This window comes from Arthrobacter sp. YA7-1 (genome assembly GCF_025960325.1).
Taxonomy (GTDB): Bacteria; Actinomycetota; Actinomycetes; order Actinomycetales; family Micrococcaceae; genus Arthrobacter; species Arthrobacter bambusae_A.
On the sequence record NZ_CP110114.1, the window covers coordinates 77,506 to 102,476 of the forward strand.

The following is a 24,971-nucleotide window of genomic DNA, read 5'->3' on the forward strand; positions in this document are numbered from 1 at the left end:
GGTTCGCCGTTGAGCGAACTTAAGGGCGCAGATTCAGCCTGTTGTGGTCTTATGGTTCATATGGAGTCTCAGCAGCAAGCCCAGTCCCTCATCAACTGGGAGCTGGCCGCCTCCACGGCTGCCCGGCTCGCTCCCCCCGGTCCACCGCTGAGTCCGGCCCAAATCGGCAAAGCCGTGGATAGCTTGCGTTTCAGCGCGGACATCTCTGTACCGCATGTGCATGACATCACTGGTTTGGAAGCCGCGCGCGACCTCCGCGATTCCCATGTCCTGGTAGTTGACCGGGCGTCCTGGGCGAAGGCCAATACCCAGAGTTTCGCAGTGATGCTCCAGCCGGCCCTTCAGCAAATGCTGGACTCCCGGCGCGGCCCGGCGATGACACCGGCTGCGGCGGCCGCGAGCGGCGCCATTACCGGCGCGCAGCTCGGGGCCGTGCTCGCCTTCTTGTCGAGCAAGGTCTTGGGCCAATACGATCCCTTCGCGGCCCTCGCCCCGGACTCGAAAGCGCCGCCTGCCGGCCGGCTTTTGCTCGTGGCTCCGAACATCATCTCTGTGGAGCGCGAGCTCAACGTTGATCCGGACGATTTCCGGCTCTGGGTTTGCCTTCACGAACAGACCCACCGGGTGCAGTTCGCTGCCGCGCCTTGGCTCCGGACCCACATGCTCGAGGAAATCGAGCGCCTCAGTGCCAACCTGATCGGCAATGTGGATTCCATCATGGACCGTGCCACTGCGGCGGCGCGGTCCTTGCGCGACCGCTCCACCGGCGCCACTCCTGGCCGCGGGGCCATTCTGGACCTGCTCCAAAACCCCGAGGAAAAGGCATCGCTCTCGCATCTCACGGCAGTCATGAGCCTCCTGGAAGGCCACGCGAATGTTGTGATGGACGCCGTCGATTCCACCCTTGTCCCCTCGGTGAAGACCATTAGGCAGCGCTTCAGCTCGCGGGGCAAGGACCGCGGAATGATCGAGAAATTCATCCGTAACATCCTCGGCCTGGATGCCAAGATGCGCCAGTACAGCGACGGCGCCAAGTTCGTCCGTGAAGTGGTTGCGGTGGCCGGCATGGAGGGCCTGAACCGGGTCTGGGAATCGGCCGAAAAACTGCCTACCGAAGCCGAAATCCACGACTCCAAGCTGTGGCTTGAGCGGATGGGGCTGTGACCGCAGGCACCACATCGGGTTCCGGCGCAAGCGGTAGAAGCGGTCCGAGCAGCGGACGACGACGTCCCGGGCGTTTGGCGCCGGTGGTCGGCAAGGCGCGGAACATGGTGCAGGACGCGCTGGCCTCCGCAGGCTATCCCGAGCGGATCCTCGTCGCTTGCAGCGGCGGCCCGGACTCCTTGGCACTTGCTTCGGTGGCGGCCTACTTTGCCCGTCGGGGCCGCGTGCAGGGCCACCCCGTGCATGTTGCCGCCGTCGTGGTCGACCATCAGCTGCAAGCAGGCTCGGGCGAGGTCGCGGCGCGAACCGTGGCGATCCTGGAGGACCTGGGCCTCTCGCCCGTCCAGCTACGGACCGTGGAGGTGGCCGCTGCCGGGTTCGGGCCCGAGGCGGCGGCACGCGATGCCCGGCACGCGGCCCTTGAAGCGGCGGCCGCCGAACTCGATTGTGGAGCGATCCTGCTCGGGCACACTCTGGACGACCAAGCCGAACAGGTCCTGCTGGGCCTGGCACGAGGCTCGGGAACCCGCTCCCTCGCCGGGATGCGTCCGGCGCGCGGCAAGCTCCTTCGTCCTTTCCTTGGCCTGCGCCGATCAGAAACGCTCGAAATCTGCGAGGTCGAGGAACTCGAAGCCTGGCACGATCCCAGCAACGCGGACCCCGCCTTCGCCCGCTCGCGGACCCGGGTGGAGGTGATGCCCTTGCTTGAGGACAAGCTGGGGCCCGGCGTTGCCGAGTCGCTCGCCCGTACAGCCGCGATCCTCCAGCAGGACGCTGACTTCCTGGAGCAGCTTGCCGCAGAGAGTTATGCGGGACTCGTTAACCGGAGCGACGACGGCGTGTGGCTCCCCGAAGTCGCCTTGAGGGAGTTGTCCCCGGCCCTGAGGTTCCGGGTGATCGCCAAGGCTGCGGCCGACGTCGGGGGCCAACAGCCCGGCTATGGGCGGCTCCAGGCAGCCGAAGGGTTGCTGCGCCGGCAGGGATCGGCGGGACCCGTGCAGCTTCCCGGAAGCGTCAGCGTCTATCGTGTATCCCTCAGCGAATTGGGGCGGGAGGCCCCAGCGCGGGGAACTGCCGTTCCCCGCGAAGGCGGCGGCTGTGGGAAGCTAGTATTCCGGCATCAAAGATCGCCCCAACAGTAGCCGCACCCACGCATCAACACAGGAGCCATTGGTGGATTCAAACGACGTCCAGGCAGACCTCAAACACGTTCTCTACACCAAGGAGCAGATCCAGCAACGGATCGCCGAACTTGCTGCACAGATTGACAAGGACTACGAGGGCCGTGAGCTGCTGATCGTCGGCGTGCTCAAGGGTGCCGTCATGGTCATGGCAGACCTTGCGCGTGCGCTGCACAGCCACGTCAGCATGGATTGGATGGCGGTGTCCTCCTACGGCTCCGGGACCCAGTCCTCCGGCGTCGTGCGCATCCTCAAGGACCTTGATACCGACCTCATGGGCAAGGATGTCCTGATTGTCGAAGACATCATCGATTCCGGCCTGACTCTCTCCTGGCTCAAGACCAACCTCGAGTCGCGGGGCACCGCTTCCGTGGAAATCTGCACCGCGTTCCGCAAGCCCACGGCCGCCAAGGTGGAGATCGATGTCAAGTACGTCGGCTATGACATCCCCAACGAATTCGTCGTCGGCTATGGACTGGATTACGCCGAGAAGTACCGCAATCTGGACTTCGTGGGAACCCTCGCACCGCACGTATACGAGTAACTCTTCCCGCAGCGAACCACCGCGTATTGTTCGCGGAACGAAAGCGGCCTCCTGTTCGGGAGGCCGCTTCGCTATGTGTGCAGTGGCGCCGGGGGATCCTGAAAGAACCATGGATTTCTCCCGCGAGCTTCCGGAATTCCTCGTTGATGTACGCCTAGAGGGAACTTTTGCCTCTTACTGTGCGTGAATCACTCCGAACGGTGTAAAGCTAGAAACTGACGCAGCACCACACGCGCGCAGAAGCTGCGCCGTGCAGCACTACCAGGAGGGACGGGGCGGAGCCCCCGAACAGATGAAAGCTAAGAGTTTCTTCAAGGGCCCGGGCATCTGGATTGTTGTCGTAGTCGGCTTGCTCCTGGTGGCATTTGCAACCCTTGCCCCCGGCGGATCCACCCGAATCGACACCGATAAGGGCCTCGCGATCCTCGCCCAGAGCGGCAAGGTGGACCAGGCCAAGATCTACGATGCCGAGAACCGCGTTGACCTGACGCTGAAAGACAACCTCGTCATCGACGGCCAGGACAAGGGCAAGAACGTCCAGTTCTTCTATGTCACGGCGCGGGCCGGGGACGTCGTCAAGGCAGTCACCAATGCCCAGCCATCCGGCGGCTTCACGGACCAGCCCGTCGAAAACAACTGGTTCTCCGGACTGTTCTCGCTCCTCGTCCCCGTGCTCCTGCTGGGTGTGCTTTTCTGGTTCCTGCTCTCGCGCATGCAAGGCGGCGGCTCCAAGGTGATGCAGTTCGGCAAGTCGAAGGCCAAGCTGGTCAACAAGGACATGCCGCAAGTCACCTTCGCGGATGTGGCCGGTGCGGACGAAGCCGTCGAGGAACTTCAGGAGATCAAGGAATTCCTCGCAGAACCGGCAAAGTTCCAGGCCGTTGGCGCCAAGATCCCGAAGGGCGTGCTGCTCTACGGCCCTCCGGGCACCGGCAAGACCCTCCTGGCCCGCGCCGTCGCAGGCGAGGCCGGCGTCCCGTTCTTCTCCATCTCGGGCTCGGACTTCGTTGAAATGTTCGTCGGCGTTGGTGCTTCCCGTGTCCGCGACCTCTTCGAGCAAGCCAAAGCCAATGCGCCCGCCATCATTTTCGTTGACGAGATCGACGCCGTTGGACGTCACCGCGGCGCTGGCATCGGCGGCGGCAACGACGAGCGCGAACAGACCCTTAACCAGCTTCTGGTCGAAATGGACGGCTTCGACGTCAAGACCAACGTCATCCTGATCGCGGCAACCAACCGTCCGGACGTCCTGGACCCTGCCCTGCTGCGCCCAGGCCGTTTCGACCGCCAGATCACCGTCGAAGCACCGGACTTGATTGGTCGCGAGCAGATCCTGAACGTCCATGCCAAGGGCAAGCCGATGGCCCACGGCGTCGACCTCAAGGGCGTCGCGAAGAAGACCCCGGGCTACACGGGTGCGGACCTTGCCAACGTGCTGAACGAGGCCGCCCTCCTGACCGCCAGGTCCAATGCCAACCTGATTGACGACCGCGCCCTGGACGAGGCAATCGACCGTGTCATGGCGGGCCCGCAGAAGCGTAGCCGCGTCATGAAGGAAATGGAACGGAAGATCACCGCCTACCACGAAGGCGGCCACGCCCTGGTGGCGGCAGCCCTCCGCAATTCCGCCCCTGTCACGAAGATCACCATCCTGCCCCGAGGCCGCGCCCTCGGCTACACGATGGTTGTCCCGGAGGACGACAAGTACTCGATCACGCGCAATGAACTCCTGGACCAGATGGCCTATGCCATGGGTGGGCGCGTTGCAGAGGAAATCGTCTTCCACGACCCCTCGACGGGCGCTTCGAACGACATCGAGAAGGCCACCGGAACGGCCCGCAAGATGGTCACCCAGTTCGGCATGAGCGAGCGCATCGGCGCCGTGAAGCTTGGCGCAGGTGGCGGGGAGCCTTTCCTGGGCCGGGACATGGCGCAGGAACGCAACTACTCCGACTCGGTCGCGTACATCGTCGACGAGGAAGTGCGCCGCCTGATCGACCAGGCCCACGATGAGGCCTACGCCATCCTCACCGAGAACCGCGACGTCCTGGACCAGTTGGCCCTCGAACTGCTTGAGCGCGAAACGCTGAACCAGGCGGAGATCGCCTACATCTTCCGCGACATCCGCAAGCGCGACTTCCGCGAGGTGTGGCTCTCCAAGGAATCCCGCCCGGTCCAGACCATCCCGCCGGTGGAATCCCGCGCAGAGAAGGCTGAACGTGAGGCCCAGGAAGAGGCCAAGGCCGCTCGTCTCGAAGAGCCTTTGGACGCTCAGTCCCCGCATCCGCAGGGAGTCGGCAGCCAGGAGTCATTTACGGGGCAGGGACCGGACGCGGGCACCGACGTTTCGCATCAAGGCTAAGCTTTCTGCTGTGACTCACATCGACGACGACGACTTCAGCGGTGCCGCCAGTGATGACCTTGGCGGCACCTCCGGGGGGAAATCAGGTGGCCACGGCCACGGCCATCACTCATATAAGGTCGACCGCCCCCGCATAGAGGCGGCCGTACGCGAGATCCTCATCGCCGTGGGCGAGGACCCGGACCGTGGCGGACTGGTGGATACGCCGAAGCGCGTTGCCAAGGCTTACGCCGAGGTCTTCGCTGGCCTGCACCAGGATCCCGAGGACGTCCTGTCCACCACGTTCGACCTCGACCATGAGGAACTCGTGCTGGTCAAGGACATCCCGTTCTATTCCACGTGCGAGCACCATTTGGTGCCGTTCCACGGCGTCGCGCACGTTGGATACATCCCTTCCCACGACGGCAAAGTGACGGGGCTGAGCAAGCTGGCCCGTCTCGTCGACATTTACGCCCGCCGTCCGCAGGTGCAGGAACGCCTGACCACCCAGATCGTCGAAGCGCTCGTGACCCACCTCAAGCCCCGGGGCGCGATCGTCGTCGTCGAATGCGAACACATGTGCATGTCCATGCGTGGCATTCGCAAGCCCGGCGCCAAGACCGTCACCAGCGCAGTGCGCGGGCAACTTCATGACCCGGCCACCCGTGCCGAAGCCATGAGCCTCATACTCGGAAGGTAACAAAGACCATGGATTCCCTCGCAGCAGCACCAGGAACGGGCCCGGCTACCAGCCCCCTGCCCATTCTCCGCAAACCCCGTCCAGCGGCCCGCTTCGCGGACCTGCCGGCCGACCGCACGCTTGTCATGGGAATTCTGAACGTCACGCCGGATTCATTCAGCGACGGCGGCAAGCACCCCACGGCGGACACCGCCATCGCCCACGCATTGCGCATGTTGTACTCCGGAGCGGACATCATCGACGTCGGCGGGGAATCGACCCGCCCGGGCGCAGAGCCCGTCTCCCCGGAAGAAGAACAACGGCGGGTCTTGCCGGTGATCCAGGCACTCGTGAAGGCCGGGGCGCTCGTCAGCATCGACACGACGCACGCGTCGACGGCCGCCGCGGCGGTGGAGGCCGGCGCCGCGATCATCAACGACGTCTCCGGGTTGAGCCTCGAACCTGAGATGGCCGAACTCGTCGCACGTACCAAGGTGCCCTATGTCTTGACGCATCGCCGAGGCGACGCCGAAACCATGAACAGCCTTGCCGACTACGGAAATGTCGTGGAGGAAGTCATCGAGGAGCTCAAGGGCGTCCGCGACAAGCTCTACGCGGCAGGCGTCACGGCGGAACAAATCATTGTGGATCCCGGCCTGGGCTTCTCCAAGGACGAGGACCAGAACTGGCAACTCCTCAAGTACATCGGCAAGCTGGACGAACTGGGGCACAAGGTCCTGATCGGAGCTTCACGCAAACGCTTCCTCGGGACGCTCCTGACCGTGGCCGGCAAGGCGGCGGCGCCGGAGGAACGGGACCATGCCACCGCTGCCATCACCGCAATCAGTGCCGCGAACGGTGCTTGGGCCGTGCGCGTCCACGACGTCGGCCCCAGCCTTGACGCCGTCAAGGTCGCCGCGCGCATCAGACACTAAACTTGGTGAACAGAGGGGGAGGGACCGGTTTGGACAAGATCACACTGACCGGCGTGACCGCCGTCGGGCATCACGGCGTCTTCGACTTCGAGCGCCGTGATGGCCAGCCGTTCGTCGTCGACGTGGTGCTGTACACCGATTTCGGCAAGGCCGCGGAAACAGATGACCTGCAGTTCACGGCGCACTACGGCGAAGTCGCCGAGTACATAACGTCCGTCATTTCGGGCGAGCCACTCAACCTGATCGAGGCCCTCGCGGTGCGGATCGCCGAGGGGATCCTGGCGGGCTTCAACGTCGCCGCCATCGATGTCACAGTCCACAAACCCAAGGCACCCATCGAAGTTCCCTTCGGTGACGTCACGGTCAGTGTCCACAGGGAGCGTGCATGACCTCCCGATTCACCAAAGCCATCCTGGCCCTCGGCAGCAACCTGGGCGAGCGGAACGACACCCTGTCCACCGCCGTTGCCGACCTCGTTGACCGCCCGGAAATCCGCCTGCTCGGGGTCTCTCCCGTGGTGCAGACCAAAGCCGTGGGCGGACCGGTGGGGCAACCGGATTTCCTCAACATGGTGATTGCCATTGAGACGACCCTTGCGCCGCTGGACCTCCTCCAGCACTGCCACGACGTCGAGCAAATCCACCATCGGGTCCGCGAGGTCCGCTGGGGCCCCCGCACTTTGGATGTGGACATCATCGTCTACGGCGAACTCACCAGCGACGACGAAACCTTGACCCTGCCGCATCCTCGGGCCGCCGTGCGCGCCTTCGTGCTCTATCCGTGGGCGCTCCTGGACCCTGCAGCGCGGCTCAACGGTGAGAGCGTCGCCGATCTGGCCGCCAAAGCCGAGGACTTTCCAGGCCTCCGGCCGTTCGACGGTTTCGACGGATCCGGCAGCGTCGCTGCCGCAGGAGCGGTGGAATAGTCCATGAAGGCCATGCGTCCGCTCTTGTTGGCGATCATCGCCGTCGTTCTCGCCGCAATTGGCTGGCTGGCTACCGTGCTCACCACGCGCTACAGCATGGCGACGCCGGTGCTTCCTCCTTCCGCGTTGGTGACCATGGGTGTCATTGCCGTGCTGACGTTGATCATGGGCATCCGTGTCCTGCGCTGGCGCAACGGCAAGAAGAAGACCATGCTCAACCCCATCCTGGCCGCGCGAACCCTGATCCTGGCCCAGGCCTGCGCCTATGCGGGCACCGTGCTGCTCGGCTGGCACGTGGGAATTGTGATTGAGCAGCTCCGGCTCTGGAGCCTCCGCAGCGACCAGGGAATCTTCTGGCTCGCGCTCATCATGGGCGGCGGAGGGCTCATCATGACCATAGTGGGGCTCGTCGTGGAGCGGTTCTGCCGGATCCCGCCCGAGGACCTGGAAGGCGGGCCCGGCATCAGGGATTCACGACATCGCGAGGCCAAGGGCGAAGGCGAATATGCGTACCGTGGCGATTGATCCTCCCGGGATCCAGTGGTTGCGCGTTTCGCCGAAATACGTGACGGTGCGGCTCGTCGAGTGGGCCATCGGCAACCTGGTCATGGTCGGCCTGTTCAGCCTGCCCTTGCTTTTCGTGGAACTGGGGTGGTGGAGGTGGCCGCCGCTGTGGCTCGCCGTCGCCGTTCCAGCGGCCCTTTTGTTGCTCGCCCTGTGGCGGCTCGTGTTGATCCCGCGGCAAGTGAAGGCCATCGGCTATGCGGAACGCGACGACGACCTCCTGATCCGCCGCGGTATCTTCTTCCAGCGGACCATGGTGGTTCCCTACGGCCGGATGCAGTACGTCGATGTCGCGGTTGGGCCAGTCGAGCGGCTCTTGGGACTGTGCACCCTCAAACTCCACACCGCTTCCACTGGAACCAACGCCCACTTGCCCGGACTTCCCGCTGCTGAAGGCGCACGGCTGCGCGAGCAGCTCTCGGCCCGAGGCGAAGCGAGGCTGGCCGGGCTGTGACCCAGGAACAGACCGTCGTCGACGGCGATTGGCACCGCGTGCACCCGGCGTCGCCTTTCGTGCGCGGATGGGTGGCGCTGGCGGCGATCGTCTATTTTTTCGGCCGCGATACCTTCGAGCGAGCCCTCCAAGGCCGCGGGACCATTGGGGACAACTTCAATGAACGCACGCTCTGGCTCCTGGCCGGGGGCGGCGTCGTGCTGTTGCTGGCTTTGGGCTCGTTCCTTCTCAGCTGGTATTTCACCCGTTATCAGCTCGCCGGGGGTTACGTCCGGGTCAATACCGGTTTCCTTTTCAAGCAGCAGCGCCAGGCACGGCTTGACCGCGTTCAGGCCATCGACATCGTGCAGCCGCTGCTCGCCCGCATTTTCGGGCTCGCGGAGCTGAAGTTCGAGGTGGCCGACGCGGGCCATTCGGCCGTGCGGCTTTCCTACCTCAGGCTCGCGCAGGCCAAACAGCTCCGCGCCACTATCCTGGGCCGGGCTGCCGGCATTGCTGACGGGAGCGAAACAGTCGAGGTGCCCGAGGCACCCGAACAGGTGGTGCTCTACCTTCCGCCTGGAAGGCTTGTCGGCTCGCTGATCCTGAGCGAGCAGAGCTTCTTCATTGTGCTCAGCGCCATCGCGTCGGTGCTGCTGTCAGTATTGACCGAGTCCCGGGCCTTCATCCTCTACTTGATTCCAGCAATCCTCGGCTTGGGTACCGCCTACTGGCGTTCGTTCAACACGGGCTACAACTTCACCGCGGCAATATCCCCGGACGGCATCCGCCTGCGCTACGGACTCCTGGACACCCGGGCCCAGACCGTGCCTCCCGGCCGCATCCAGGCCCTCAAGGTCACGCAGCCGCCGTTGTGGCGCATTCTCGGCTGGTACCGGATCCACGTGAACGTTGCCGGCTACGGCGAACATCGCCGTAGCGAAGGGGAGCACCGCACCATGTTGCTTCCAGTCGGGCGGAAGTCCGAGGTGATGATGATGCTCTCGCTCGTCCTGCCCGATCCCGGTACCGCAGACCCTGAGCGCGTCTTCACGGCCGGGCTGACCGGCCTGGACTCCGAGGCAGGATTTGTCACCACACCCAGGCGTGCCTGGATTCTTTCCCCGTTGGGCTGGCGACGCAACGGCTTCCTGTCAACGGAGACCGCCCTGTTGCTGCGCTCCGGCCGTTTGTGGCGGAGGCTGGTGGTGGTCCCGCATCAACGAACCCAGTCCATCGCCCTCCACCAAGGTCCCCTGGCCCGGCTCTTCGGCGTGGCCGACCTTGTGCTGCATACGACTCCAGGGCCTGTGGCGCCCCGGCTCGTCCAGGCAGCCACAGAGGAGGCGGTCGGCGTATTCGACGAGCAGGCCGCCCGGGCCCGGAAAGCCCGCAGACTGCAGAGCAGCGAACAATGGCTGGCGCAACTGCCGCCCACGGCGCTGCCGGCCCCGCCAAGCACGCATGCCATCCAGCACGCATCGACCCAGGAGGAACCAGACCATGGCTAGGCCAGGACGACTCGGCGTAGGAATCATCGGCGCCGGCAAGGTGGGTGCCGTCTTGGGTGCGGCCCTGCGCGGGGCCGAGCACGCCGTCGTCGGGGTTTCCGCCGTGTCAGAGGCGAGCCGGGAGCGGGCGGAGACCCTGCTGCCGGGGGTCCCGATCCTTGAAATCCAGGAAATCGTGGAGCGGTCCGAGTTGGTGCTCCTGGCCGTCCCGGACGACGCCCTCGGTGAACTCGTGGCCGGACTGGCCAAGCTTGGAGCATGGCAGCCCGGACAACTCGTGGCGCACACTTCCGGCCGCTTCGGCGTCGGAATACTGAAGCCGGTCCGCGCTGCAGGTGCCATTCCGCTCGCCCTCCACCCGGCCATGACGTTCACGGGCATGAGCCTGGACCTCACCCGGCTCATGGACTGCACCTTCGGGGTCACCGCCGACGCCGCGATGTTGCCCATCGCCCAAGCCCTCGTGGTGGAGATGGGCGCCGAACCAGTGGCCATCGCCGAGGCTGACCGCACGCTCTACCACGCAGCCCTCGCGCACAGCTCGAACCACCTGGTCACCCTCGTGGCCCAGTCATCCCAGCTGCTTCGGGACATCGGCGTCGACGCGCCGGAACGCATGCTCGGCCCGCTGCTCCGCGCCACCTTGGAGAACGCGCTGGCCTCAGGCGAATCCGCGTTGACCGGGCCCGTGGCCCGCGGGGATGTGGGGACTGTCGCCGCCCATGCGGAGGCCCTCAAGGAGTACGACGGCGGTGCGGGCGGCGACGTGCTCGCTGCTTACCGGGCCATGGCGCGGGCCACTGCCCGCCGGGCTGCCAATCGCGGACTGCTCAAAGAGGGTCAGCTTGGCGACATCAACAACGCCTTGGACGGCCCAGGTGCGCCGGACAACGGTGAAGACCGTCCAGGCAACGACGCTGCCGGGACGCAGGAAGGAAACTGACCATGGCCATCAAACTCGTCACCACCGCAGCGGAACTGCGGGCCGAAAGTGCGCGGTTGCTCGCTGAAAAGCGCGGCAGCTCGCAAGGCCTCGTCCCCACGATGGGTGCGCTGCACACAGGTCACGCAGCACTGGCCCGCACCGCCGTCGAGCAGAACGACGTGGTGGTGGCCTCCATCTTCGTCAACCCCCTGCAGTTCGGCGAGGCCGCGGACCTTGAACGCTACCCGCGCACGCTTGATGCCGATATGGCGCTCCTTGACGCCGAGGGCGTGGACCTCGTCTTCGCCCCTTCCGTGGATGAGGTCTACCCCGGCGGGGAGCCGCTGGTCCGGGTGACCTCGGGACCCCTGGGCGAGAAATGGGAGGGAGCCTCGCGCCCCGGCCACTTCGACGGCGCCCTCACAGTGGTCGCCAAACTGCTCCACTACGGTCTGCCTGGCGGTCCAGCCGCCGACGGCGGTGCTGCCGCGTACCGCGCGTACTTCGGCCAGAAGGATGCCCAGCAGTTGGCCCTGGTGAAGCGGATGGTGGCAGATCTCAGCTTCCCGGTGGACATCGTGGCCGTGCCTACCGTGCGCAATGCGGAAGGGCTGGCGCTTTCCAGCCGGAACCGCTTCCTTTCCGAAGAAGAGCGGGAAGCGGCCTTGGCGCTGTCCCGTGCCCTCCGCCTTCTCGAGTCCCACGCCCTGGCGAACGAGCCGCTCGAGCTGGACACCGCCGTCGCGCTCGTCGAATCGCAGCCCCTCGTGAAGCTGGACTATTTCGACGTCGTCGATCCCCGCACGCTGGAACCGCTCGCGGAAAACTGCAAGGAAACTCCGTTCCGGGGTGAAGGGCTTGCGATCATTGCGGCGCAGGTCGGGCCCGTACGGTTGATCGACAACGTGCCGCTGAGTTCCTGACACTTAACATCCGGATGACTCTGCGCAAACGTTTGGATTAAGCTGCTGACGGGAGTGCGGTTGAGGCTTAGACTGTTGCAATCTTCACCGGTGCCGAGCGCCGGACACCACCGCACCCACAGCTGAGGAATCCTCATGTCTACCGACGTCACATCAGACGGGTCCGGCAGCCCCGCACCGGAAACGGGGACACAGCACGCCAGGGACAGGATGTCGCGCGAGTCTGTCACCGTCATTGTCACGCTCCTTGTGGCTACCTTCGTGGTGATCCTCAACGAGACCATCATGAACGTCGCCCTGCAGCGGCTCATGACGGACCTCAACGTCGACGCGCCCACGGTCCAGTGGCTCTCCACCGGATTCATGCTGACCATGGCCGTGGTCATACCCACCACCGGCTTCATCCTCCAGAGGCTCACCACTCGGGCTGCGTTCCTCTTGGCCATCGGACTGTTCAGCAGCGGCACCCTGCTCGCGGCTCTAGCCCCTGGGTTTGGGGTGCTCTTGTTGGCACGCATCGTCCAAGCCGGCGGCACGGCAATCATGCTCCCGCTCCTCATGACAACCATCTTGACCTTGGTGCCCTTGTCCCGCCGCGGCGCGGTGATGGGCAACGTGACCATTGCGATTTCGGTTGCGCCCGCCTTGGGCCCCACGGTTTCCGGGATCATCCTTGACCATTTCTCCTGGCGGTTCATGTTCGTCTTCGTACTGCCGGTGGCCCTGTTGGCCATGGGCATCGGTGCCAAGTTCCTGACGAACGTGGGCGAGCGTGGCAGTGTGAGGCTTGACTTCGTCTCGGTGGTCCTGACCGTTCCTGCTTTCGGCGGATTGGTCTATGGACTGAGCCAGATCGGCGGCCACGCCGGGGCGACTGCCTTGCCGATCGCTGCGCTCGTGACCGGAGTGCTGTGCATGGTGGCGTTCGTCTTCCGCCAGCTCAAGTTGCAGAAGTCCGACGCGCCCCTCCTGGACCTCAGGGCATTCAACTTCCGCATGTTCACGGTCTCGGTGCTGCTCATGGTGGTTGCCATGATGGCCCTGTTCGGCGGAGTGATCCTGCTGCCGCTCTACCTGCAGAACGTCCTCCACCTGCAGCCGATGGAGACCGGCCTGGCGCTTCTTCCGGGCGGCTTGGCGATGGGCCTGCTCGGTCCGGTGGTCGGTAGGTTGTTCGACAAGATCGGACCGCTCCCACTGACTGTGACAGGATCCATCCTGTTGGTACTCACGCTGTGGCAGTTCTCGATGCTCACCGCGAGCAGCCCCCTGTGGTGGGTCGTGGTCCTTTACGCAGTACTTAGCCTGGCCTTGGCTTTGCTGTTCACCCCGGCGTTCACTACTGGCCTCAACCCGCTCCCGCCCCACCTCTATTCGCACGGCTCGGCAATCATGAGCACCCTGCAGCAGGTGGCGGGAGCCGCAGGGACCGCACTCCTGGTTTCGATCTTCGCCGTGGTCTCGGCTGCGTCCGGCTTTGTTGCCGGGATGCAGGCAGCGTTCCTGACCGCCACCTTGATTGCGGTGGTTGCCGTCGTGCTGTCCACCATGATGCGCAAGACCGAGGGAGCCGCCGGGCACTAGGCCGCTTGCTCGCTTGCCTGCTTGCCTGCTTGTGCGGCGGGTTGATTGTGATGCACGGCATGTTTGCGGATTACGCCCGGGACGGCGTTCCTTCGGGTGGTGTTTGGGGCCGAATTCCGCGTGTTGTAGCGGGTTTTGAAATGTGGGATGACGATGCAGGGGTGATTTGCCTCGGGTCTTGGGGGTGTGTAGAGTAGATCGAGTCGCCGCCGCTGATGCGGAAAAATTGCGACGGACCCCCTTCCAATTGGAAACCATTTTACTGGTTCGCTTTGTTGCGTTCGGGTGTGGTTTCCGGGGGTCGCGGATGGTGTTTTGTCCGGTGTGGTTCCTGGTTTCGGGAGTTGTGCCGGGGGAGCGTGTCTGGTAAGTTTGGGAAGTTGCTCCGGAGCGATCTTGGACCCTTGTGGGTGTGGGTGGTGCCGGGTGTGTCTGTTGTTTGAGAACTCAATAGTGTGCCAAGTTTGTTGATACCGATTTGTTTTTATGGATTGGTTGATTTTGCCGGGCCTTGTCCGCCCCTGTGGGTGGGGTCTGGTTTTCAGCTGGTTTCAAATTTTGTGCAGCCGTTCTGCCGTTATTTCCGGTGGTTGTGGTTGTGTCTGTTTTTGTTTTACTTCAACGGAGAGTTTGATCCTGGCTCAGGATGAACGCTGGCGGCGTGCTTAACACATGCAAGTCGAACGATGATCTCCAGCTTGCTGGGGGGATTAGTGGCGAACGGGTGAGTAACACGTGAGTAACCTGCCCTTGACTCTGGGATAAGCCTGGGAAACTGGGTCTAATACCGGATATGACCATTCCGCGCATGCGGTGGTGGTGGAAAGCTTTTGCGGTTTTGGATGGACTCGCGGCCTATCAGCTTGTTGGTGGGGTAATGGCCTACCAAGGCGACGACGGGTAGCCGGCCTGAGAGGGTGACCGGCCACACTGGGACTGAGACACGGCCCAGACTCCTACGGGAGGCAGCAGTGGGGAATATTGCACAATGGGCGCAAGCCTGATGCAGCGACGCCGCGTGAGGGATGACGGCCTTCGGGTTGTAAACCTCTTTCAGTAGGGAAGAAGCGAAAGTGACGGTACCTGCAGAAGAAGCGCCGGCTAACTACGTGCCAGCAGCCGCGGTAATACGTAGGGCGCAAGCGTTATCCGGAATTATTGGGCGTAAAGAGCTCGTAGGCGGTTTGTCGCGTCTGCTGTGAAAGACCGGGGCTCAACTCCGGTTCTGCAGTGGGTACGGGCAGACTAGAGTGATGTAGGGGAGACTGGAATTCCTGGTGTAGCGGTGAAATGCGCAGATATCAGGAGGAACACCGATGGCGAAGGCAGGTCTCTGGGCATTAACTGACGCTGAGGAGCGAAAGCATGGGGAGCGAACAGGATTAGATACCCTGGTAGTCCATGCCGTAAACGTTGGGCACTAGGTGTGGGGGACATTCCACGTTTTCCGCGCCGTAGCTAACGCATTAAGTGCCCCGCCTGGGGAGTACGGCCGCAAGGCTAAAACTCAAAGGAATTGACGGGGGCCCGCACAAGCGGCGGAGCATGCGGATTAATTCGATGCAACGCGAAGAACCTTACCAAGGCTTGACATGAACCGGTAACGCCTGGAAACAGGTGCCCCGCTTGCGGTCGGTTTACAGGTGGTGCATGGTTGTCGTCAGCTCGTGTCGTGAGATGTTGGGTTAAGTCCCGCAACGAGCGCAACCCTCGTTCTATGTTGCCAGCGGTTCGGCCGGGGACTCATAGGAGACTGCCGGGGTCAACTCGGAGGAAGGTGGGGACGACGTCAAATCATCATGCCCCTTATGTCTTGGGCTTCACGCATGCTACAATGGCCGGTACAAAGGGTTGCGATACTGTGAGGTGGAGCTAATCCCAAAAAGCCGGTCTCAGTTCGGATTGGGGTCTGCAACTCGACCCCATGAAGTCGGAGTCGCTAGTAATCGCAGATCAGCAACGCTGCGGTGAATACGTTCCCGGGCCTTGTACACACCGCCCGTCAAGTCACGAAAGTTGGTAACACCCGAAGCCGGTGGCCTAACCCTTGTGGGGGGAGCCGTCGAAGGTGGGACCGGCGATTGGGACTAAGTCGTAACAAGGTAGCCGTACCGGAAGGTGCGGCTGGATCACCTCCTTTCTAAGGAGCACCATTTTCGCCTCTGGGTCTGTCTGCATGGATGGTCCGGGGGTGTGTGGAAGCAAAGCCCATTGCGCAGGCGTCTGTTCTGCGGTGGGTGCTCATGGGTGGAATATCAGCAGATAGCGGCCGGTTTGTTTTTTCCTGTGTTTAGTACGGATGCTCTTTGGGTGTTCTGGAACGGTGCGGGCGGGGATGGGCTGGTTTTCGTGTTTGGCACACTGTTGGGTCCTGAGGCAACAGGGCCGGTTGTGGGGGGTGCGTGGCCTGTTCGGGTTGCGTGGTTTCCTTGTGCCGGGTTTGTGTGTTTCTGGTTTCCTGGTTGCATGTCCTGTGCGTGTCCGGTTGTTCTTCGTCTTTTGTGGCGGGGGGTGGTTGGTGTGCGGGGGTGTGGTACGGGGTTGTTGTTTGAGAACTACATAGTGGACGCGAGCATCTAGGCACGCGCATGGTCATTGCTTCTTTTGGGGGGTGGTGGTGTGTGTGTGTCTTACAGCAATTTCTTTTTTTGAACCTGGATCCGTTCGTGCTTTTGCATGTGGCGGTTTCCGTGGTTCTCTCGAGAAGTTTTTTGATCTTGTGTGGTCAAGTTTTTAAGGGCACACGGTGGATGCCTTGGCATTAGGAGCCGAAGAAGGACGTAGGAATCTGCGATAAGCCTGGGGGAGTTGATAACCGAACGGTGATCCCAGGATGTCCGAATGGGGAAACCCCGCCAGAGGCTGTGAGGTTATCTGGTGACCCGCATCTGAACACATAGGGTGCGTGGGGGGAACGCGGGGAAGTGAAACATCTCAGTACCCGCAGGAAGAGAAAACAAGAGTGATTCCGTTAGTAGTGGCGAGCGAACGCGGATGAGGCTAAACCGTTCCATGTGTGATAGCCGGCGGGCGTTGCATGGGCGGGGTTGTGGGACTTTCCGTACTGGTTCTGCCGGACCGGTGGGGTGAGAGCATGGACATAGGTGAACGGTCTTGAAAGGCCGGCCGGAGAGGGTGTTAGCCCCGTAACCGTAATGTTGTGTGCCGCCTGGAGAGGATCCCAAGTAGCACGGGGCCCGAGAAATCCCGTGTGAATCTGTCAGGACCACCTGATAAGCCTAAATACTTCCTAATGACCGATAGCGGACCAGTACCGTGAGGGAAAGGTGAAAAGTACCCCGGGAGGGGAGTGAAACAGTACCTGAAACCGTGTGCTTACAATCCGTCGGAGCCAGTCTGATTCTGGTGACGGCGTGCCTTTTGAAGAATGAGCCTGCGAGTTAGTGTTACGTCGCGAGGTTAACCCGTGTGGGGTAGCCGTAGCGAAAGCGAGTCTGAACAGGGCGAGTGTAGTGGCGTGATCTAGACCCGAAGCGGAGTGATCTACCCATGGCCAGGTTGAAGCGACGGTAAGACGTCGTGGAGGACCGAACCCACTTCAGTTGAAAATGGAGGGGATGAGCTGTGGGTAGGGGTGAAAGGCCAATCAAACTCCGTGATAGCTGGTTCTCCCCGAAATGCATTTAGGTGCAGCGTTGCGTGTTTCTTGCCGGAGGTAGAGCTACTGGATGGCCGATGGGCCCTACAAGGTTACTGACGTCAGCCAAACTCCGAATGCCGGTAAGTGAGAGCGCAGCAGTGAGACTGTGGGGGATAAGCTTCATAGTCGAGAGGGAAACAGCCCAGACCACCAACTAAGGCCCCTAAGCGTGTGCTAAGTGGGAAAGGATGTGGAGTTGCGAAGACAACCAGGAGGTTGGCTTAGAAGCAGCCATCCTTGAAAGAGTGCGTAATAGCTCACTGGTCAAGTGATTCCGCGCCGACAATGTAGCGGGGCTCAAGTACACCGCCGAAGTTGTGGATTTCAGATAGTAGACAAGCCTTCGTGGTTCAGTCGTCTGGAGTGGTAGGGGAGCGTCGTGTGGGCGGTGAAGTCGCGGTGTAAACCAGCGGTGGAGCCTACACGAGTGAGAATGCAGGCATGAGTAGCGAAAGACGGGTGAGAAACCCGTCCGCCGAATGATCAAGGGTTCCAGGGTCAAGCTAATCTGCCCTGGGTAAGTCGGGACCTAAGGCGAGGCCGACAGGCGTAGTCGATGGACAACGGGTTGATATTCCCGTACCGGCGAAGGACCGCCCATGCCAAGCGGGGGATACTAACCGCCCGGAGCCTGCCCAATCACCCTTGTGGTGTGCGGGTTTTGGCCGAGCGCGGGACCTGATCCCGGGAGGTAAGCGTATTAACAGGTGTGACGCAGGAAGGTAGCCGGGCCGGGCGATGGTTGCCCCGGTCTAAGGATGTAGGGTCAGCGATAGGCAAATCCGTCGCTGTGTCTTTGATGACGTTCCTGAGATCTGATGGGACCCCCGTCATGGGGGGATCCGGTGATCCTATGCTGCCTAGAAAAGCATCGGCGCGAGGTCTTAGCCGCCCGTACCCCAAACCGACACAGGTGATCAGGTAGAGAATACCAAGGCGATCGAGAGAATTATGGTTAAGGAACTCGGCAAAATGCCCCCGTAACTTCGGGAGAAGGGGGGCCCCAACCTTGAACACCACTTGCTGGTGGGAGGGGATCGGGGCCGCAGAGACCAGGGGGAAGCGACTGTTTACTAAAAACACAGGTCCGTGCGAAGTCGCAAGACGATGTATACGGACTGACTCCTGCCCGGTGCTGGAAGGTTAAGAGGACCGGTTAGCCGCAAGGCGAAGCTGAGAATTTAAGCCCCAGTAAACGGCGGTGGTAACTATAACCATCCTAAGGTAGCGAAATTCCTTGTCGGGTAAGTTCCGACCTGCACGAATGGAGTAACGACTTCCCCGCTGTCTCAACCATAAACTCGGCGAAATTGCAGTACGAGTAAAGATGCTCGTTACGCGCAGCAGGACGGAAAGACCCCGAGACCTTTACTATAGTTTGGTATTGGTGTTCGGAGTGGCTTGTGTAGGATAGGTGGGAGACGTTGAAGCCCGGACGCCAGTTCGGGTGGAGTCATCGTTGAAATACCACTCTGGTCACTTTGGACATCTAACTTCGGCCCGTGATCCGGGTCAGGGACAGTGCCTGATGGGTAGTTTAACTGGGGCGGTTGCCTCCTAAAAAGTAACGGAGGCGCCCAAAGGTTCCCTCAGCCTGGTTGGCAATCAGGTGTCGAGTGTAAGTGCACAAGGGAGCTTGACTGTGAGAGAGACATCTCAAGCAGGGACGAAAGTCGGGACTAGTGATCCGGCGGTACATTGTGGAATGGCCGTCGCTCAACGGATAAAAGGTACCTCGGGGATAACAGGCTGATCTTGCCCAAGAGTCCATATCGACGGCATGGTTTGGCACCTCGATGTCGGCTCGTCGCATCCTGGGGCTGGAGTAGGTCCCAAGGGTTGGGCTGTTCGCCCATTAAAGCGGTACGCGAGCTGGGTTTAGAACGTCGTGAGACAGTTCGGTCCCTATCCGCTGCGCGCGCAGGAAATTTGAGAAGGGCTGTCCTTAGTACGAGAGGACCGGGACGGACGAACCTCTGGTGTGTCAGTTGTACTGCCAAGTGCACCGCTGATTAGCTACGTTCGGATGGGATAACCGCTGAAAGCATCTAAGCGGGAAGCTCGCTTCAAGATGAGATTTCCATACACCTCGTGTGTGAGAGGCCCCCAGCCAGACCACTGGGTTGATAGGCCGGATGTGGAAGACAGGACTAAAGACTGTTGAAGCTGACCGGTACTAATAGGCCGACAACTTACACCACACAAACACGATCACTGCTTGCGTCCACTATGTGGTTCCCGAACAACAACCCGTTCAGGAACAAACCACAACTGAATAACAACACCACCGTTCCCCCGAAAAAAAGGGAACACCTGTTGTAACCACAATCTTCCCGCCCCGCACCCCGTGCGGGGACCGGGTAACAGGGTTACGGCGGTCATAGCGTGGGGGAAACGCCCGGTCCCATTCCGAACCCGGAAGCTAAGACCCACAGCGCCGATGGTACTGCACCCGGGAGGGTGTGGGAGAGTAGGACACCGCCGGACAACCATTCACAGGCCAGGCCCCGACACACACTGTCGGGGCCTGACCCACTTAAAAAAACAAACACCACCAACACCCCCAAACGGGCTCTTCGTGGTTGGTGGGGAAATGAGTTCGTGTCGTTGAAGACAAGGGGGCCCGTGGCCCTGCTGGGATGAGTGTGTCTAAGCATTCAACCTGGAACAGGACCACGAGCCTTGAACGAGCCTACCGGGGTCGCAGCTGACGCTGCCACCAGCATCTTCAACCTGCCCGGCTACCGCGTCATCTCCACCAGCCTGAGCCCCGATGGCGGCCGCAGAGTCATTGTCGAAACCGACCAGCCACCGGGCTGCCCCACGTGCGGGGTGGTTGCGTCACGGCGGAAGGAACGCCGCTTCCAGCGGATCCGGGACATTCCCGTCGCCGGACCCGTGGAGGTCCTCTGGTCCAAGTACCGCTGGTACTGCGAGGAACCCGCGTGCGAGCGGCTCTCGTTCTTTGAATCCACGCCCCAGGTGCCGCGGCGTGCCCGCTCCACCGGCCGGCTCCGGGACCAGCTCGTGGAGGCGGTCATCCGTTCGGGTCGGGCCGTTTCGGAGACTGCCGCCGCGTTCGCGGTGTCCTGGTGGATGGTCCGTGTCGCGCTCAACGAAGCCTGCTTCCTGACCCTTCCTGATGTGGACCGGCTGAGCCCGAGAATGCTGGGCATCGATGAGCACCGTTTCCGGTCCGTGCGCTATTTCCAGGACCCCGAATCCAAGGCCTGGACGCGGTTCGAGCCGTGGATGACAACCATCGTGGACCTGGACACCGGCCAGGTCCTGGGCGTCGTGGACGGCCGGGACCACAAGGGCGTCGGGGAATGGCTCTTCGCCCGGCCCCTGGCATGGCGTCTGGCCGTGCAGGTCGTCGCGATCGACCCTTCCGCGGCCTTCCGCAAGGCGCTGCGGATGTGGCTTCCCCGGACCGCGGTCGCCGTGGATCACTTCCACCTGGTCTCCCTGGCCAACCAGGCCGTCACCGAGACACGGCAGAACCTCTCCCAACAGGTCAAGGGCCGCCGGGGAAGGGCCGTGGACAAGGCCTGGGCGCACCGGATGCTTCTCCTGCGCGCCGGCGACACCCTCACCCAGAAGGCAGCCCACCGGCTGGAGGAAGTGTTCGCCGCCGACGATCCGACCGGCACCCTGCAGGCGGTCTGGAAGGTCAAGGAACAGCTGCGGGTCTTGCTGCGCACCGGCTCCCTGGAGGACGCCACGGCGGCGAAGAACGACCTTGAGGAACTGGTGAAGAAGGCGGCACGGCCGGAGACGAACAGGCTCTACCGCACCGTCTGCAGGTGGTGGAAAGAGATCGAGGTCTTGATCATTACCGGCGCCACCACAGGCAAGGTAGAGGCCAACAACACCGCCATAAAAAATATCAAGCGCACCGCCCGTGGCTATCGCAACCCCGCCAACTACAAATCAGTTATTCTCTTGAGAAGTGCCGCCCGGACGGCGGCATGACGCTCATCCCAGGGATCTATTTCCCCACGAACCGTGAAGAGCCCCCAAACGCGGGCTCACATATACGCCCGTTTTCCACCAACCCCCGCTCACCCATGCGCCGGAATTCCCAAACGCACGCTCACTAATGAACCTCCGGGATTCAGGTTCATACTGAGCCGTACAATGTCAGGATGAGTAGCATGCAACAGGTTACTCCCGGGGTGTCGCTCACAGCGCAGGTCACGGATATGCTCCGGGCGGCGATCACGTCCGGCGAGATGACGCCAGGGGAGCACTATTCGGCGATTGGACTAGCCGAGAGACTCGGAGTCTCCAGGACGCCGGTTCGAGAGGCGTTGCAGTTGCTTGAGAAGGAGGGCATTGTCCGGATCGAGAAGAACCGCGGTGTCCGGGTATTGCAGATTTCACTTGATGAAATTGTTCAGATCTTCCAGATCCGAATTCTTCTTGAGCCTCCGGCAGCGGCCAGGGCAGCCGAGATGGCCACCAAGCATGATCTCGCGCATTTCCGTGAGCTGCACGGACGCATCCTGGATGCAGCAGCCGCCGATGATGGTCCCGGCACCCTGCAGGCGGACAAGGAATTCCACTTGTTTCTCATGGGCTTGGCGGGGAATCCGCGGCTAACGGCACTGGATGGCGAGCTCCGCAATCTGGTTCTCGCACAAGGGTTGGTGACCATCCCTTCAATCCGAAGCAGCCAGGACTTGGCGGATGACCGTCGAGGCATTCTCGACGCATTGGAACGACAGGATCCCCTGGCTGCGTCCGCTGCCGTTCGCGAGCATGTCACCCGCACTGCGAGGCTTCTCATTTCAGGCGTCTGCGCGAAGAAGCCTGGACTGTCCTCCGATGCGTATCTGGCGAAGCTGGATCAGCTGACTAAACTCCGCACTTGACTCCAATACTCCCAAGAATTGTTTACACGCTGCGTGCGATCTCCTACAGTTGCATGCAACATACAACTATCGAGGGAGATGCGTCGTGGCATCCACACAGGGTAGTCCGAACGGCTTGCCGCAGCCCTTGGCTGGTATACGGATCGCAGACTTCTCACGGGTTCTAGCCGGCCCGCTTTGCTCCATGATGTTGGCCGACTACGGTGCCGAAGTCATCAAGATCGAGGGTCCTGGTGGCGACGATACCCGAGCGTGGACCCCGCCAGTTGACGCCGACGGGATTGGTACATATTTTTCCAGCGTCAACCGGAACAAGAAATCGGTGGTCGCCGACCTCAAGTCCGATGATGGGTTGGACTATGCCCGTGCGCTCGTGGCCGGCTGCGACGTCGTGATCGAAAATTTCCGGCCTGGCGTCATGGCGAAATTCGGGCTGGATTATCGGACGGTCTCCGAGGGCCGGCCGGATATCGTCTATTGTTCAATCTCGGGCTTCGGGGCTGGCGCAGGCGCGGATCTGCCCGGCTATGACCTGCTCGTGCAGGCGCTTGGCGGTCTGATGAGTATCACCGGCCACCCGGAAGGGGAACCCAGCAAGGTCGGGGTTGCCCTGGTTGACGTCCTCGCGGGACAGAATGCCGTAGCAGGAATCCTGATGGCCCTGCGGGTGCGCGATGCTACGGGGGTTGGTCAGGAGGTGCAGGTCAGCCTCCTCTCATCGCTCCTGGCAGCCTTGACGAACCAAGGCACGGCCAGTTTGGCGACGGGTGATTCGCCTACCAGGCGTGGTAATGCGCACCCGAGCATCGCCCCATATGAGACGTTCCGCACCGGAGGCGGCACGCTCGCCGTCGCGGTCGGAAACGATCGGCAATTTGCGGCGCTTGCATCGGTTCTGGGACTTGGGGCTCTGCACCAGCAAGCGAGGTTCCTCACTAATGAACGCCGAGTAGCATCGCGCGAGGAGCTTCGGATTGCGATTGAGGCTGTGCTCGGCGCTGACACCGCAGCGAGTTGGCAACGGAAACTGCTCGCCGCAGGTGTTCCTGCGGGCACGGTCAACAGCGTCGGCGAGGCTTTCAAACTCGCTGAGAGCCTCGGGCTGGAGCCGTCAGTCGTTGTCACCGATCCCGCTACTGGCCGGAAGTCCCGGCAGTTGACCAACCCGATCCGGTTGTCCGCGGCGGCACCAAGCTATCGGCAAGTTCCCCCGGCCCTTGGAGAGCACCAGGGGTTCACCTTCGCTGTCCGATCCCCGGACACCGCCGAGAAAGGCGCATAAATGTCCGATATCAGCGATCTGATTGACTTCGATTCCCTCCTCAGCACGGATGAACGTGCACTGCGCGATTCGGTGCGCGCGTTTGTGGATACCGAAATCAAGCCACACATCGCAGGTTGGTTCGAAAAGGCCGTTTTCCCGCTGGAACTTGTTCCCGAACTGGGCAAAATGGGCCTGCTCGGCATGCACCTGAAAGGCTTCGGCTGCGCCGGACGATCCGCCGTCGAGTACGGCCTGGCCGGAGCGGAACTCGAGGCCGGCGATTCCGGGTTGCGCACTTTCGTCTCGGTGCAAGGCTCGTTGGCGATGAGCGCCATCCATAAGCATGGCTCGGATGAGCAGAAAGCCGAATGGCTGCCGGCGATGGCCGCGGGGGAAGCGATCGGCTGTTTCGGGCTGACGGAACCCACGGCGGGGTCGGATCCGGGCGGCATGACTACTTTTGCGCACCGTGACGGCGGCGACTGGATCCTCAACGGATCAAAACGCTGGATCGGCCTTGCGTCGGTGGCCAAAGTGGCCATCATCTGGGCCCGGACCGACGGCGGTATCCGCGGCTTTGTTGTCCCAACCAATACCGCTGGGTTCACGGCGACACCGATCGAGCCGAAGCTCTCCATGCGAGCCTCAATCCAGTGCGACATTGAATTGTCCCATGTGCGCCTACCCGGGAGTGCGGTCCTGCCGAATGTCGTCGGACTCAAGGGCCCGTTCTCTTGCCTGAACGAGGCCCGCTACGGAATCATCTGGGGCGCCATGGGCGCTGCGCGCGACGCGTTCCAAGCCGCCCTCGAGTACTCCAAGGAACGTCTGCAGTTCGGGAAACCACTGGCTGGTTACCAGCTGACCCAGCAGAAGTTGGTTGATATGGCTCTGGAGATCAACAAGGGATTCCTCCTGGCTTTGCACCTCGGGCGCATGAAGGACGCCGGCACCTTGCAACCGGACCAAATTTCGGTGGGCAAACTGAACAGTTGCCGCGAGGCCATCAAAATTGCGCGGGAAGCGAGGACCATCCTTGGCGGTAACGGAATCACTCTGGATCACTCACCCTTGCGGCATGCCAACAACTTGGAATCCGTCCGCACCTATGAGGGCACCGACGAAGTCCATACCCTGATCTTGGGTAGCAGGCTGACTGGTATCGCAGCCTTCCGTTAGGCGGGCCCGACGGCGGAGCCCGCGTTCCGTCGTCGACGCCGCCGGGCGACCCCATCAGGTCCTGGCGGCCAACTTGAGTTGGCCGCCTCAACGCTGGATTTGCGCGGGGTGCGGAAGCCGTGTAATGTCTTCTAAGTCGCCGCGAGGGAGACAGCCTAGAGCTGGGAACCACGGGTGGCCAAACCCTTCGAATTGAGTCTAAAACGGCTGGTGCTTTGCGTGCCGCAATTCGAGGGAAATTCGAATTATCACCTTGAATCTGGTTGAAATACCGATTTGAT

Annotated in this window: 18 protein-coding genes and 3 rRNA genes; all 21 read left to right on the forward strand. The window is 62.2% G+C overall.

Going from position 1 to position 24,971, the window contains the following annotated elements; all coding sequences use genetic code 11:
• Positions 1–60: 60 nt before the first annotated feature.
• The 21 genes from OIT41_RS00400 (at position 61) to OIT41_RS00500 (ending at position 24,690) form a co-directional block, all read left to right on the forward strand.
• Positions 61–1,164: a zinc-dependent metalloprotease gene (locus OIT41_RS00400; RefSeq protein WP_241707690.1), complete on the forward strand. Its 1,104-nt coding sequence runs from the start codon at positions 61–63 to the stop codon at positions 1,162–1,164.
• Between the two features lie 104 nt (positions 1,165–1,268).
• Positions 1,269–2,306 carry a tRNA lysidine(34) synthetase TilS gene (gene tilS / locus OIT41_RS00405; RefSeq protein ID WP_241707691.1) on the forward strand — a complete coding sequence of 346 codons (1,038 nt, stop codon included), beginning with the start codon at positions 1,269–1,271 and terminating at the stop codon, positions 2,304–2,306.
• A 31-nt stretch (positions 2,307–2,337) separates the two neighbouring features.
• Complete coding sequence (hpt, locus tag OIT41_RS00410; protein ID WP_059388924.1) at positions 2,338–2,889, forward strand: hypoxanthine phosphoribosyltransferase; 552 nt, start codon at positions 2,338–2,340, stop codon at positions 2,887–2,889.
• A gap of 292 nt (positions 2,890–3,181) precedes the next feature.
• Positions 3,182–5,251: an ATP-dependent zinc metalloprotease FtsH gene (gene ftsH, locus OIT41_RS00415; RefSeq protein WP_241707692.1), complete on the forward strand. Its 2,070-nt coding sequence runs from the start codon at positions 3,182–3,184 to the stop codon at positions 5,249–5,251.
• Between the two features lie 133 nt (positions 5,252–5,384).
• Positions 5,385–5,930, forward strand: a complete 546-nt coding sequence (gene folE, locus OIT41_RS00420; protein WP_413542339.1) for a GTP cyclohydrolase I FolE — start codon at positions 5,385–5,387, stop codon at positions 5,928–5,930.
• Between the two features lie 8 nt (positions 5,931–5,938).
• Positions 5,939–6,844 (forward strand): dihydropteroate synthase, encoded by a 906-nt coding sequence (gene folP / locus OIT41_RS00425; RefSeq protein WP_241707694.1) that lies wholly within the window; start codon positions 5,939–5,941, stop codon positions 6,842–6,844.
• Positions 6,845–6,873: 29 nt separating this feature from the next.
• A complete protein-coding gene (gene folB / locus OIT41_RS00430) occupies positions 6,874–7,233 on the forward strand; it encodes a dihydroneopterin aldolase (RefSeq protein WP_264637161.1) in 360 nt (119 codons plus the stop codon).
• Positions 7,230–7,769, forward strand: coding sequence for a 2-amino-4-hydroxy-6-hydroxymethyldihydropteridine diphosphokinase (folK, locus tag OIT41_RS00435; protein ID WP_241707696.1), 540 nt, complete (start codon positions 7,230–7,232; stop codon positions 7,767–7,769). Before folB ends, folK begins: the two co-directional genes overlap by 4 nt.
• Before the next feature lie 3 nt (positions 7,770–7,772).
• A complete protein-coding gene (locus OIT41_RS00440) occupies positions 7,773–8,294 on the forward strand; it encodes a DUF3180 domain-containing protein (RefSeq protein WP_078106985.1) in 522 nt (173 codons plus the stop codon).
• Positions 8,275–8,787 carry a PH domain-containing protein gene (locus OIT41_RS00445; RefSeq protein WP_078106984.1) on the forward strand — a complete coding sequence of 171 codons (513 nt, stop codon included), beginning with the start codon at positions 8,275–8,277 and terminating at the stop codon, positions 8,785–8,787. Before OIT41_RS00440 ends, OIT41_RS00445 begins: the two co-directional genes overlap by 20 nt.
• A complete protein-coding gene (locus tag OIT41_RS00450) occupies positions 8,784–10,277 on the forward strand; it encodes a PH domain-containing protein (protein ID WP_264637162.1) in 1,494 nt (497 codons plus the stop codon). The genes OIT41_RS00445 and OIT41_RS00450 overlap by 4 nt, the downstream gene beginning before the upstream one ends.
• Positions 10,270–11,220 carry a Rossmann-like and DUF2520 domain-containing protein gene (locus OIT41_RS00455; protein ID WP_264637163.1) on the forward strand — a complete coding sequence of 317 codons (951 nt, stop codon included), beginning with the start codon at positions 10,270–10,272 and terminating at the stop codon, positions 11,218–11,220. The genes OIT41_RS00450 and OIT41_RS00455 overlap by 8 nt, the downstream gene beginning before the upstream one ends.
• A gap of 2 nt (positions 11,221–11,222) precedes the next feature.
• A complete protein-coding gene (panC, locus tag OIT41_RS00460) occupies positions 11,223–12,125 on the forward strand; it encodes a pantoate--beta-alanine ligase (protein ID WP_264637164.1) in 903 nt (300 codons plus the stop codon).
• Between the two features lie 135 nt (positions 12,126–12,260).
• On the forward strand, positions 12,261–13,709 hold the full coding sequence (locus OIT41_RS00465) for a DHA2 family efflux MFS transporter permease subunit (protein WP_264637165.1): 1,449 nt from the start codon (positions 12,261–12,263) through the stop codon (positions 13,707–13,709).
• 618 nt (positions 13,710–14,327) lie between these two features.
• Positions 14,328–15,849, forward strand: a 16S ribosomal RNA gene (locus OIT41_RS00470).
• A 583-nt stretch (positions 15,850–16,432) separates the two neighbouring features.
• A 23S ribosomal RNA gene (locus OIT41_RS00475) occupies positions 16,433–19,571 on the forward strand.
• A 169-nt stretch (positions 19,572–19,740) separates the two neighbouring features.
• A 5S ribosomal RNA gene (gene rrf / locus OIT41_RS00480) occupies positions 19,741–19,857 on the forward strand.
• Together the 16S, 23S and 5S rRNA genes form the textbook arrangement of a ribosomal RNA operon.
• Positions 19,858–20,052: 195 nt before the next feature.
• Positions 20,053–21,345: an ISL3 family transposase gene (locus tag OIT41_RS00485; protein ID WP_264637166.1), complete on the forward strand. Its 1,293-nt coding sequence runs from the start codon at positions 20,053–20,055 to the stop codon at positions 21,343–21,345.
• A 173-nt stretch (positions 21,346–21,518) separates the two neighbouring features.
• The gene (locus tag OIT41_RS00490; RefSeq protein ID WP_264637167.1) at positions 21,519–22,247 is read left to right on the forward strand and encodes a GntR family transcriptional regulator; all 729 of its coding nucleotides are present in this window, start codon (positions 21,519–21,521) and stop codon (positions 22,245–22,247) included.
• An 85-nt stretch (positions 22,248–22,332) separates the two neighbouring features.
• The gene (locus OIT41_RS00495) at positions 22,333–23,529 is read left to right on the forward strand and encodes a CaiB/BaiF CoA transferase family protein (protein WP_284764564.1); all 1,197 of its coding nucleotides are present in this window, start codon (positions 22,333–22,335) and stop codon (positions 23,527–23,529) included.
• On the forward strand, positions 23,530–24,690 hold the full coding sequence (locus tag OIT41_RS00500; protein WP_264637168.1) for an acyl-CoA dehydrogenase family protein: 1,161 nt from the start codon (positions 23,530–23,532) through the stop codon (positions 24,688–24,690). It abuts the gene before it with no gap.
• The last annotated feature ends 281 nt before the right edge of the window (positions 24,691–24,971 follow it).

Coding starts and splice junctions, on each gene's coding strand:
- folP (WP_241707694.1), top strand. CDS start 5,939: ATGGATTCCCTCGCAGCAGCACCAGGAACGGGCCCGGCTACCAGCCCC.
- OIT41_RS00400 (WP_241707690.1), top strand. CDS start 61: ATGGAGTCTCAGCAGCAAGCCCAGTCCCTCATCAACTGGGAGCTGGCC.
- OIT41_RS00465 (WP_264637165.1), top strand. CDS start 12,261: ATGTCTACCGACGTCACATCAGACGGGTCCGGCAGCCCCGCACCGGAA.
- OIT41_RS00445 (WP_078106984.1), top strand. CDS start 8,275: ATGCGTACCGTGGCGATTGATCCTCCCGGGATCCAGTGGTTGCGCGTT.
- OIT41_RS00440 (WP_078106985.1), top strand. CDS start 7,773: ATGAAGGCCATGCGTCCGCTCTTGTTGGCGATCATCGCCGTCGTTCTC.
- folK (WP_241707696.1), top strand. CDS start 7,230: ATGACCTCCCGATTCACCAAAGCCATCCTGGCCCTCGGCAGCAACCTG.
- tilS (WP_241707691.1), top strand. CDS start 1,269: ATGGTGCAGGACGCGCTGGCCTCCGCAGGCTATCCCGAGCGGATCCTC.
- panC (WP_264637164.1), top strand. CDS start 11,223: ATGGCCATCAAACTCGTCACCACCGCAGCGGAACTGCGGGCCGAAAGT.
- OIT41_RS00500 (WP_264637168.1), top strand. CDS start 23,530: ATGTCCGATATCAGCGATCTGATTGACTTCGATTCCCTCCTCAGCACG.
- OIT41_RS00490 (WP_264637167.1), top strand. CDS start 21,519: ATGAGTAGCATGCAACAGGTTACTCCCGGGGTGTCGCTCACAGCGCAG.
- ftsH (WP_241707692.1), top strand. CDS start 3,182: ATGAAAGCTAAGAGTTTCTTCAAGGGCCCGGGCATCTGGATTGTTGTC.
- OIT41_RS00455 (WP_264637163.1), top strand. CDS start 10,270: ATGGCTAGGCCAGGACGACTCGGCGTAGGAATCATCGGCGCCGGCAAG.